The sequence below is a fragment of the Brucella sp. BE17 genome, assembly GCF_039545455.1.
Lineage (GTDB): Bacteria > Pseudomonadota > Alphaproteobacteria > Rhizobiales > Rhizobiaceae > Brucella.
The window spans coordinates 1,692,703-1,704,319 of sequence record NZ_CP154467.1; the positions used below are offsets into that span (position 1 = coordinate 1,692,703).

Below are 11,617 nucleotides of genomic sequence, written 5' to 3' on the forward strand. Positions count from 1 at the left end.
TGGTCTAATTTACGTTGCCCGCCCGAAAGACTAGTTAGAGTAGAAGCGGCTTTGAGCCGCGCACCGGCAGAGAGGATGCCGGACATTTAGGAGGAATTCATGTCGGAGAAGCTTTACCCGGTCCTGCCAGAGGCAAAGAAAAATACCCTTATCGACAACGAAAAATATCTGGAGTGGTACAAGGAAAGCGTGACCGATCCGGATGGTTTCTGGGCCAAGCATGGTCGCCGCATCGATTGGTTCAAGCCTTTCACCAAGGTCAAGGACACCAGCTTCGATGGCGATGTTTCCATCAAATGGTATGAGGATGGCGTCACCAATGTTTCTTACAACTGCATTGATCGGCACCTGAAAAGCCGTGGTGATCAGGTCGCCATCATCTGGGAAGGCGACAACCCCTATATCGACAAGAAGGTCACCTATCGCGAGTTGCACGAAAATGTCTGCCGTCTCGCCAATGTGCTCAAAAAGCATGGTGTGAAGAAAGGCGACCGCGTCACCATCTATCTGCCGATGATCCCGGAAGCCGCTTACGCCATGCTTGCCTGCGCGCGCATCGGCGCTGTGCATTCCGTCGTCTTTGCGGGTTTCTCGCCTGAAGCACTTGCAGGGCGCATCGTCGATTGCGAATCCACTTTCGTGATTACCGCCGATGAAGGCGTTCGTGGTGGCAAGCCGGTGGCATTGAAAGAAAATACCGACACCGCCATCGATATTGCTGCCAAGCAATATGTCATGGTCAACAAGGTGCTTGTGGTGCGCCGGACTGGCGGCAAGGTGAGTTGGGGTCGCGGACGCGATCTCTGGTATCATCAGGAAGTCGCAAGCGTGGAACCCACTTGCGAACCCGAACCGATGAATGCGGAAGATCCGCTGTTCATTCTTTATACGTCCGGTTCCACCGGTAAGCCAAAGGGTGTGCTGCATACGACCGCTGGCTATCTCGTCTATGCCTCAATGACACATCAATATGTCTTCGACTATCATGATGGTGACATCTACTGGTGTACGGCGGATGTGGGCTGGGTGACGGGGCACTCCTATATCGTTTATGGACCGCTCGCCAATGGTGCCACGACATTGATGTTCGAGGGCGTTCCCAACTTCCCCGATCAGGCGCGTTTCTGGGAAGTCGTGGACAAGCACCACGTCAATATCTTCTATACGGCACCGACCGCCATCCGCGCCCTGATGGGGGCTGGCGACGACTTCGTCACGCGCTCCTCGCGCTCGACGCTCCGCCTGCTCGGTTCGGTTGGCGAGCCGATCAATCCGGAAGCCTGGGAATGGTATTACAACGTCGTTGGTGATCAGCATTCACCAATTGTCGATACATGGTGGCAGACGGAAACGGGTGGCATTCTGATTACGCCGCTTCCCGGTGCGACCGATCTTAAGCCCGGTTCGGCAACACGGCCGTTCTTTGGCATCAAACCGCAACTGGTCGATCCCGAAGGCGCAGTTCTTGAGGGTGCTTCCGATGGCAACCTGTGCATCACCGATAGCTGGCCGGGCCAGATGCGGACGCTTTACGGCGACCATGCGCGTTTCAAGGAAGCCTATTTCTCTACCTATAAGGGTAAATATTTCACCGGCGACGGCTGCCGTCGCGACGAAGACGGCTATTACTGGATCACTGGTCGCGTCGATGATGTGCTCAATATTTCCGGCCATCGTCTGGGGACGGCGGAAATCGAATCGGCGCTCGTCTCGCACCATTCGGTTTCCGAGGCTGCCGTGGTGGGCTATCCGCACCCCATCAAGGGGCAGGGCATTTATTGCTATGTGACACTGATGACTGGTGCCGATGCGCAGGACGCCGACGAGCTGCGCAAGGAATTATCGCAATATGTGCGCAAGGAAATCGGACCGATCGCCACGCCCGACAAAATCCAGTTCTCACCGGGCCTACCCAAAACCCGTTCAGGCAAGATCATGCGCCGAATCCTGCGCAAGATCGCCGAGGACGAGTGCACTTCACTGGGCGATACATCGACACTCGCCGATCCGGGCGTCGTGGACGAACTGATCGAAAATCGCCAGAACAAGAAATAAATATAGACAAAAAGGCCGGGGCAATCCCGGCCTTTTCAATTGGAATTATCTCAAATTAAAAATCAATGGTCCGTCCCTTGATCTCCCAATCGCCAAAACGAGCAGGGTCTTTGCCGCCGCGACCGCCGATTTCACGCGGCGCCGTCTCTGCTTTCTCGGCTACACGCCGCGCTTCCGCTTCCTTCAGCGCACGCTGCGCCGCAGGCGGCAAATGGTCAAAGGCTCGCGGTTGCATATCTGTTGCGCCTTCGACATCATCAGATTTTTCATTCATCGCCATATTCCAATTTTAGACATGCATTATTGAAGCGTATGCTTTTCATCCCCATCATATAGGCAGCCATCTTATAGCCAGAAAGGCTTTTGGTGCAAAACTCTTTGGAGACAAGCACCGTCAATTTGGAGACCGCCACGAATGAATATGACGAAAACTGCCATGTTGATCGCGCTCATGACGTTCATGTTCATGAGCATCGGCTATTTGCTTGGTGGCGGCGGCGGCATGATGATTGCACTGGTAATCGCTGTCGCCATGAACCTGTTCGGGTATTGGAACTCCGACAAGATGGTGCTGCGCATGTATAATGCGCAGGAAGTGGATGAGCGCACCGCCCCCGATTATTATCGCATGGTCAGCGGACTTGCTGCCAATGCGGGCCTGCCAATGCCAAAGGTCTATATTATCCATGAAGACCAGCCCAACGCCTTTGCCACCGGACGCAACCCAGAAAATGCCGCGGTTGCTGCAACAACCGGCCTCCTCCAGCGCCTGAGTCCGGAAGAAGTGGCAGGCGTGATGGCGCATGAACTTGCGCATGTGCAAAACCGTGACACGCTCACCATGACAATCGTGGCAACCATTGCCGGTGCCATTTCCATGCTGGGCAATTTCGCCTTCTTTCTCCGCGGAAATCGTGAAAATGGCAATGGTATCATGGGTATCGTCGGCATGATCCTCGCCATGGTAGTCGCCCCCTTTGCCGCCATGATCGTCCAGATGGCGGTGAGCCGTACCCGTGAATATGCAGCCGACAAGCGCGGTGCGGAAATCTGCGGCAATCCGCTGTGGCTGTCATCGGCGCTGGGCAAGATCGCCCGCAGTGCAAAAGCCATTCCCAATGAGGAAGCCGAGCATAATCCGGCGACCGCGCATATGTTCATCATCAATCCCTTAAGCGGGCGTGGTGCGGATAGTCTGTTCTCCACCCACCCCGATACCGACAACCGTATTGCAGCCCTTGAACAACTGGCTGGTGAGATGGGAATCCGTTCCGCAAACATGCGCCAGCCTTCTGCCCCTTCCCAAAGCACGGGTCCATGGGGTAATGCAGGCTCTAACAGCAATGACGGTTCCGGCTTTCGGGGACCGTGGTCGTAAAAGCCTATCCTGAAAAGTAGAACAGCGTGACGAATAAAAAGCCCGCAAAGAAGCGGGACGATAAAAAACCGCAAGCCAGCAACCATGCGACAGAGCGTGCCGAACAGCGGCCCGGTCTTGCTGCGCGACTGTGTGCGGCACGCCTGCTTGGCGCGGTCATTGAAAAGAAGACCTCGCTCGATGGGCTGACCGACAATGTCCACGGCCATCCGCAATATCTGGCGCTGGAGCCGCGCGACCGTTCGCTGGTTCGCGCCATTCTGGGGTCTGCCTTGCGCAATCGCGGCGCAATCGAACGCGCCATCAAAAAGCGTCTCGACCGTCCGCTGCCTGAAAATGCGGTGGCCCTCAAACATCTGCTGCATATCGCGGTGGCCCAGATTTTCTATCTCGACCTGCCCGATCATTCGGCCGTTGATCTTGCGGTTGAAGCGGCAAACAGCGATCCGCGCAATCGCAAATATGCTGGTCTCGTCAATGCCCTTCTGCGCCGTCTTTCGCGCAACAAGGACCGGGCTCTTGCCCACAGCCAAGAGCCGCACACAAACGTGCCGGAATGGTTTGCAAAAAGCCTGACGGAAGCTTACGGCCCGGAAAAGGCAGCAAGCATCCTTGCCATGCATGCCTATGAGCCTGCAATCGACTTTACGCTCAAAGGCGATCCGCAAATCTGGGCCGAAAAACTCGGCGGTGTGGCGCTGCCAAACGGCTCCGTGCGTCTGCAAACGGTCCAGGGAAATATTACGGACCTGCCCGGTTTTGCCGAAGGCGAATGGTGGGTACAGGACGTGGCAGCAAGTCTGCCAGCGCACCTGATGGGCGACATCAAAGGCAAGCGCGTTGCCGATCTTTGTGCCGCGCCGGGTGGAAAAACCGCACAGCTCGTCCAGCAAGGGGCCGATGTGACAGCACTTGATCTGTCCGAAAACCGGCTGAAACGCCTTGAGGGCAATCTGGAGCGTTTAGGCTTTAAAGCACAGACTATCGCCATCAATCTGATGGATTATACACCGGACGAATTGTTTGACGCAGTCCTGCTGGATGCGCCCTGCTCGTCCACCGGCACCGTGCGCCGCCATCCCGACGTGCCATGGACAAAGACAGCACAGGATGTGGAAAAACTCGCCAGCCTTCAGGCAAAGCTTTTGCAGCAGGCAGCCACTCTGGTCAAACCGGGCGGCACGATTGTGTTTTCCAATTGCTCGCTGCATCCGCTCGAAGGTGAGGACATGGCGCGTCAGGCGCTCCAAAACACCAATCTGGAAGCCTGGCCGATCACCCCGGATGATTGCCCCGGCTTTGAGGCGCTGATAACGCAGGAAGGCTTTTTGCGTTCGACGCCTGCCGACCTGCCCGCAGGCCATTTTGATGCTGATCCACATATGGCTGGAATGGATGGTTTCTTCGCAGCCCGCTTTCGCCGCGTGAAGTAACCATCGCAATTCGCACAATCTGACGTTTCAGGCCGCGATAGCTGTCATGGTTAACACTCGGTTTACCATTCTCGTCAATCTTATATGAGCATGATTCCATAAGCGCGCAACGCTTGCGGAAACAGTGCCAGCCCGGGACGCGGCCATAGTGATGGCCGATTTATAGTAATGCACAATACGGAGAACGAAAGGGTGGCAATCGCGTTGAGCGAAACCCCGCATCTTTGGGGCCTTGCCCTTGCCCAAGCCTGGCGCAGGTTCAGCCGCCGCTTGCGCATGGGGCCGCTTTATCGCTGGCGTTTTACCGGTTTCACGCCGGAACGCATTCTCATCGCGCCTCCCGATCTACGCGTCGCCGACCCGCAGCTCGCGCAGGAGTTTTATCACGGTCGTTTCGCTCTGGCCGGGCGTCTGGTGGAAACAGGCGGGCTTTCACCTTTTGCCGTCATCCCGCCAACACCGGAATGGGATGCGGCACTGCATGGTTTTGGCTGGCTGCGACATCTCAAAAGCGCCGAGAGTGAACTTGCGACAGCCAATGCACGGGCGCTCGTCGATGATTGGCTGCAAATGTTTGGCAAGCGTATCGATGGCCTTGCCTGGGCACCGGAAGTCACAGCACAACGCATCATCGCCTGGCTACAACACTCTAATCTCATCCTGCTCGGTGCCGATCTGCCGACTTATCGCAAGTTCATGCGCTCACTTGCCATGCAGGTGCGCTATTTGCGCACCGTCGCTTCCGCTATGGATGACGGCGAAGATCGCCTTCGCACCCGCATAGCCCTTGCCTATGCAGCACTTGCCTTACCGGTATCGCCCCCCACGGCACGCGCGGCGCGGCGCAATCTCGAATATGAACTCAAACGCCAGATATTGCCTGATGGCGGCCATACTTCGCGTAACCCCGCCACTCTCCTCGAATTGCTGGCCGATCTGCTGCCACTGCGCCAGACTTATGCCAACGGCACCGAATCGCCGCCCAGGGCATTGATCGAAGCGGTCGAACGCATGCTGCCCGCACTTCGCTTCTTCCGCCATCAGGACGGCAATCTCGCGCTGTTCAACGGCGTCGGGCCGACCATGTCCGAACGCATTATTTCGGTTCTGCGCCATGACGAAATTGGCGGCTCCCCCCTCACCCATGCGCCTTATTCGGGCTATGAACGTTTGACGATGGGGTCGACCACAATTATCGCCGATACAGGACTGCCGCCACCTGTGACGGCCTCGCGCGATGCCCATGCAGGTTGTCTCGCCTTTGAGATGTCCTCGGGACGTCAGCGCTATATCGTCAATTCCGGTATCGACCGTTTTGGCCCGCCAGAATTTCGTCCTTTGGGGCGCTCGACCGCAGCACATTCAACGGCCACCATCAACGACACCTCATCGTGTCGTTTCAGCATTAATGCTGGTCTTTCCAGCATGATTGGCACACCAATCATTGCAGGCCCCAGCCGTGTCGACCGAGATCGCATTGACGAAATCGACCGCCAGGGATTTGTTGCAAGTCATGATGGTTATGCACGGCTCTTTGGCCTTTATCATGAGCGCCGGCTTGTCTTATCGCACAATGGCAGCGTGATTCACGGTGCCGACCGCTTTTATCGCGGCGATGGCAGGCCCCTGAAAGCAAATGGCCGCGATAATATTGCGGTGCGTTTTCATCTGCATCCATCCGTCGACATATCGTTTGATGAAAACGGGCTCATCGTCCTGTCCGCCGAACGGGATGATACCTGGGTCTTCTCGTGTTTCGAAGTTGCGCCTCAACTGGAAGATTCAATCTTCTTTGCCGGCTTTCGCGGGCCGGTATCATCACGGCAGATTGTTCTGTCATTCCCAGCATCACAACTCCCAGAAGTCAACTGGCAGTTTAGCCGGACAGAACTTGGAAGCTACGTATAAGACAGCAAACAGGATACCCTCGAATTGACGTCAGAGGCCCTATGCGGCCACGTGCCTCCGACTATCTCTCTGCCGATGACACGCAGGTTTCCGCGCCTGGCAAGGGCTTTGCTTGATCGGATCGTTACAGCACTTTGTACCGGTCTTCTCAATCCACTAGCTACATCCGTAAACAGCAGCTTCAAACAGGCTTGTAAGCAATCACGTCCATTTCGACTTTGGCATCGACCATCAAAGGTGACTGCACCGTCGAACGTGCCGGCGGATGATCGATGAAATACTTCTGAAAGACCGCATTGAAGCTGGAGAAATCGCGTGCATCGTCCAACCAGACATTGACTTTAACGACATCCGCCAAGGTGCAGTCGGCCAGCGCCAGAACATCCTTGATATTGGCCACCACCTGCTCGGTCTGGGCCACGATGTTTCCGGCAACGACTTCGCCATCAACCGTCGGAACCTGTCCGGAAATATAGACGAAATCGCCCGCCCTGACTGCCTTGGCAAAAGGGCGGCGTTGTCCGCCTGCCTGATGATCGGCCACAGCATAACGGGTTATTTTCTTGTCGCTCATGTTTCAAAAACTCCTTAGTTTTGAGCCGCAATCGCCGCATCATAGGCTTTGATGGCCTCGACGGCGTTTACGCCCACTTGTTTTGCATTTTGACCCGGTCGGTAAAGGCTGCTTCCAAGGCCGAAGGTGCGTATGCCTACCGCCACGTAATCAGCAAAATTATGGTTCGATACGCCGCCAACAGCGCCAGTAATAGCGCCTTTGGGCAGAACCACACTCAAGGCGGAAATACCAGAAGGCCCCAGAACGGAAGCGGGAAAAAATTTCAAGGCCGATGCGCCAAGGCGGATTGCAAGCAATGCTTCTGTCGGGCTGAAAACACCCGGCAACGTCACCATGGAATGCTTCTGGGCGATCGTGATCACCTCAGCATCAATGTTCGGGCTGACCATGAGACGCCCGCCGCATTCTGCAACCCTTGCACAATCTTCGCCGGTTAAAACCGTTCCGGCCCCGATCAGGCAATCCGTGCCAAAGCGTTTGCTCAAGCGTTCGATGGACGTAAAGGCATCGGGTGAATTCAGCGGCACTTCAATGGCTTCAAAACCGGCATCGATCAGCGCGCCGGCAATCGCTTCCACCTCGTCGGGGCGAACACCACGCAGGATAGCAACCAGCGAGCGTTGAAAATCAGGCCATGACACATGAGGGGGAACAAAAGCTTGGGCCATCTTATTTATCCTTATTCCAGAGATTACACGCGGCTTTGTGCAATCCGTCACGCGATGCGGCTTCTGCATCCATGCTGACAGGCTCATAACCGGCATGCCGCATGGCTTTTGCATAAAGAGATGCAAGACGCCCACTTCCGATCAGAATAAGCGCCTCATTTTTGGTAACATCTTCAACCGCATCCGCGATTTCAACACCGATGAGCAAACCTGATAACCCATCTATACCGTCAGCTCGTTCGGAAAAGCCCAGAAGCTGGCTGGCACGCAGACCAAAGAGGCTTGAAGTCAGGCTCTTGGGATTTTCTAGCCCCTTCTCGACCCCTGTAAAAAACGCAGAGCTCTTTAGTGCCCCTTCGTTCTCCCGGTCGACAGCATGTTTGAGGATGCTGTGACTGGACAAAATCGAAAACAGTTCGCCGGTCATATAGGTCGTGAATGATTTTACGGCACCGCGTGAAATCCGCACCCATTTGCTGTGTGTGCCGGGAATGCAGACAAGGCCGGAAAAGTCGCTGTCTATTGCGCCCAGAAGTTGCGTTTCCTCGCCTCGCATAACGTCTGGCCTGTTTTCATCTGCCTGTGCAAGCCCCGGCAAAATACGAACGTCCGCTTCAAATGGCGCCGCTACAGACCCAAGATGCAAACTGTCGAGCACCGTGGGTGTTTTGCAATATGGCGCTTCAACCCAGCCCTGTCGTGCGCCCGCCATGCCACAGATCAAAACCGGCAAGCCAGTGGGGGCGTTCAGTTTTTCCAGATGCTCCGCGAGCGCCGTAGCGAAGCCATTTTCAGCACAATGGAGCATACCTTCAGATGATTTGCTTTCTGAAAGCACATGCCCCGCAGCGCTCATCAGCCAGGCACGAAAGCTGCTCGTCCCCCAATCCACGCCGACGAAAGCCGGTTTCTGAGCTTTATTCTCGGTCATGCTGCTGGAGCGTCCTGCACCATATGACCCGGTGAAACTTCCCGATAGTTTTTTTGTGGCGGTACATAATCGAGCGGCCGTAGCGGGCTTTTAATTTCTTCACCAAGTTGCGGCCGCGCGAGTTTGCGCGCATCCGGATCAGGAATCGGGACGGCGTCAATGAGGCGGCGCGTATAGGGATGCTGCGGATTGTTGAATATGGCCTGTCGGGGACCGATCTCGACGATTTCACCGAGATACATCACAGCCACACGGTGACTGATACGTTCGACCACAGCCATATCGTGACTGATGAAGAGATAGGCCAGATCGTGCTTTTCCTGCAAATCCATCAGCAGATTGGCGACCTGCGCCTTAACCGACACGTCAAGCGCAGAAACCGCTTCATCGGCAACGATGAGTTTCGGTTCAAGCGCCAGTGCACGAGCAATCGAAATACGCTGGCGCTGACCACCGGAAAACTCATGCGGGAAGCGATTTGCCATGGTAGCGGAAAGGCCGACTTGTTGCAGAAGCTCCGCCACTCTCTCCTTCGCCTGATTTTTATTCAATATCCCATGTGAAAGCATCGGTTCGGCGATGGCTGCACCGATACGGATACGCGGATTAAGCGAGGCAAAGGGGTCCTGAAAGATCATCTGCGCATTGCGGCGCATGCTGCGCAACGACGACGCGCCCAGTTTTGTCACGTCCTGACCATCAATGACGATGCTACCGGAGGTGGGCTGCAAGAGCCGCATGATCGCGCGCCCGGTGGTGGATTTGCCGCAACCAGACTCCCCCACCAGCGCAAGCGTTTCACCGGGTCGCAGATCAAACGAAACATTTTCAACCGCATGAATGCGACCATTGGGCAGATCGAAACGTACAACAAGGTCGGACGCCTGAAGGACCGGTTTGCGGTCGACCGCGACAGGTTTTGTCACGCGGCCATCTTCTGCCTGGCCTGTTTTGGGATCCACTTCCGGAAAGCGTTTGGGCGCAATGGCATCACCCATGGTGCCAAGGCGGGGAATGGAGGCGAGAAGCGACTTTGTATAAGCGGCCTTGGGGTTCGCAAAAATATCCTTAGTGGCACCCGTCTCGACCATATCACCGCGCAGCATGACGACCGTCCGGTCAGCGACCTCTGCCACCACGCCCATATCATGGGTGATGAAGAGAACAGCCATATTCTCCTCTCGCTGCAATTCGCGAATGAGATGCAAAATTTCGGCCTGGATGGTCACATCAAGCGCCGTTGTCGGCTCGTCGGCAATCAGCAGTCGGGGCTTGCAGGCCAGCGCCATGGCAATCATCACGCGTTGACGCATGCCGCCTGAAAATTTGTGCGGATATTCGTGAAGCCGCGTCTTTGCAGCGGGAATACGAACGCGCTCCATAAGTTGTAATGCTTCGGCCTCGGCCTGCTTCCAGCTAAGTTTCTGATGCAGGACCAGCGCTTCGGCCAACTGGTTGCCGATGGTGAAAACCGGATTGAGCGAGGTCATCGGCTCCTGAAAGATCATGCCGATAGAGCCGCCGCGCACGGAGCGCATTTCCGCTTCCGACACCTGCAACAAATCACGCCCATCAAGCAGGATACGGCCTTCCGAGCGCGATTTTCCAGCAGGTAAAAGCCGCATGGTGGAAAGCGCTGTTACGCTTTTGCCCGAACCGCTTTCACCAACGATGGCGACGGTTTCACCGGCATGGACCTGAAAGTCGATGTCACGAATAACCGCGCGCCAGCCTTCTGCGGTCTTGAAGGACGTGGTCAGTTTTTCAACCGAGAGAACCGGCTTTGTGTCGAGATTTGTTTCAGCCATGATCAGCTCTCCCTCGCCAGACGCGGATCGACCAGATCGCGCAGACCATCGCCGACCAGTTGCAGCGAAAGCACGGAAAAGACGATTGCCAGACCCGGAAACAGCATCAGCCACGGTGCATTGTTCATATATTCACGACCCGACGCGAGCATGGTTCCCCATGTCGGCATGTCGGATGAAACGCCAACACCGAGGAACGAAAGGCTGGCTTCTGCAAGCATGGCCGATGCAAAGACGAATGTTGCCTGAACGAGAATGGGCGAGGCAAGATTGAGCAGCACATGGCGCAACAAAACCTGCCATGTCGGCAATCCAAGCGAGATGGCCGCCTCGATATAGGGCATTTCGCGGATAACCAGCGTCGAGCCGCGCACGATACGCGCCAGACGCGGCGCATAGGTGATGCCAAGCGCGATGATGACAGTCATCAGCGAAGGCCCGAGCGCTGCGACAAGGGCTATTGCCAAAAGAATATCCGGGAACGACATCATCGCATCCAGAAGGCGCGAGATCGGTGCATCGAGCCTGCGGAAATAGCCAGCCGTCACGCCCAAAATAATGCCAAGAACCGTCGAGATGGCAACAACGCCCAGGCTGACGAGCAGCGAAATGCGCCCCGCGTAGATGGCGCGCGAGAAAATATCGCGCCCGAACTCATCGGTGCCGAAGAAATGCGACAGCGATGGCCCCTGCAACTTGTTGACAATGGAGAGCTTGTTGGGCGCATAAGGTGCGACCCATGGTGCCAGCAGCGCGGCAAGCACCACGACCAGCAGAATAAAAGCCCCAAGCGCAATGGTCCGATTGCCGAAAAGACGACGCAGGTTATTAATGAAGGGCATGGAGAAGGAAGCGAGCG

At 56.0% G+C, this 11,617-nt stretch carries 10 protein-coding genes; 4 read left to right on the forward strand and 6 right to left on the reverse strand.

Features of this window, described 5'->3' with window-relative positions:
* The first annotated feature begins 99 nt into the window (after positions 1-99).
* Positions 100-2,055: an acetate--CoA ligase gene (gene acs, locus AAIB41_RS08220; protein WP_343312822.1), complete on the forward strand. Its 1,956-nt coding sequence runs from the start codon at positions 100-102 to the stop codon at positions 2,053-2,055.
* Between the two features lie 55 nt (positions 2,056-2,110).
* Here the strand turns inward: acs and AAIB41_RS08225 are convergent, their stop codons facing one another.
* Positions 2,111-2,329, reverse strand: coding sequence for a DUF1674 domain-containing protein (locus tag AAIB41_RS08225; RefSeq protein WP_343312823.1), 219 nt, complete (start codon positions 2,327-2,329; stop codon positions 2,111-2,113).
* Between the two features lie 141 nt (positions 2,330-2,470).
* Here AAIB41_RS08225 and htpX point away from each other — a divergent pair, with 141 nt between their 5' ends.
* The 3 genes from htpX (at position 2,471) to AAIB41_RS08240 (ending at position 6,774) form a co-directional block, all read left to right on the forward strand.
* Positions 2,471-3,433: a zinc metalloprotease HtpX gene (htpX, locus tag AAIB41_RS08230; RefSeq protein ID WP_343312824.1), complete on the forward strand. Its 963-nt coding sequence runs from the start codon at positions 2,471-2,473 to the stop codon at positions 3,431-3,433.
* Positions 3,434-3,459: 26 nt separating this feature from the next.
* Complete coding sequence (locus AAIB41_RS08235; RefSeq protein WP_343312825.1) at positions 3,460-4,866, forward strand: RsmB/NOP family class I SAM-dependent RNA methyltransferase; 1,407 nt, start codon at positions 3,460-3,462, stop codon at positions 4,864-4,866.
* Positions 4,867-5,058: 192 nt separating this feature from the next.
* Positions 5,059-6,774 (forward strand): heparinase II/III family protein, encoded by a 1,716-nt coding sequence (locus AAIB41_RS08240; RefSeq protein ID WP_343312826.1) that lies wholly within the window; start codon positions 5,059-5,061, stop codon positions 6,772-6,774.
* Between the two features lie 181 nt (positions 6,775-6,955).
* On the opposite strand, the gene AAIB41_RS08245 is transcribed toward AAIB41_RS08240, so the two are convergent.
* From AAIB41_RS08245 to AAIB41_RS08265, 5 genes are read right to left on the reverse strand one after another with little or no spacing between them, the layout of a single operon-like run.
* The gene (locus AAIB41_RS08245) at positions 6,956-7,348 is read right to left on the reverse strand and encodes a RidA family protein (protein WP_343312827.1); all 393 of its coding nucleotides are present in this window, start codon (positions 7,346-7,348) and stop codon (positions 6,956-6,958) included.
* A gap of 14 nt (positions 7,349-7,362) precedes the next feature.
* Positions 7,363-8,019 (reverse strand): 2-dehydro-3-deoxy-6-phosphogalactonate aldolase, encoded by a 657-nt coding sequence (locus AAIB41_RS08250; RefSeq protein ID WP_343312828.1) that lies wholly within the window; start codon positions 8,017-8,019, stop codon positions 7,363-7,365.
* Between the two features lies 1 nt (position 8,020).
* On the reverse strand, positions 8,021-8,950 hold the full coding sequence (locus AAIB41_RS08255; RefSeq protein ID WP_343312829.1) for a 2-dehydro-3-deoxygalactonokinase: 930 nt from the start codon (positions 8,948-8,950) through the stop codon (positions 8,021-8,023).
* Positions 8,947-10,764, reverse strand: a complete 1,818-nt coding sequence (locus tag AAIB41_RS08260; RefSeq protein WP_343314714.1) for an ABC transporter ATP-binding protein — start codon at positions 10,762-10,764, stop codon at positions 8,947-8,949. The genes AAIB41_RS08255 and AAIB41_RS08260 overlap by 4 nt, the downstream gene beginning before the upstream one ends.
* On the reverse strand, positions 10,761-11,600 hold the full coding sequence (locus tag AAIB41_RS08265) for an ABC transporter permease (protein WP_343314715.1): 840 nt from the start codon (positions 11,598-11,600) through the stop codon (positions 10,761-10,763). Before AAIB41_RS08265 ends, AAIB41_RS08260 begins: the two co-directional genes overlap by 4 nt.
* Positions 11,601-11,617: the final 17 nt, after the last annotated feature.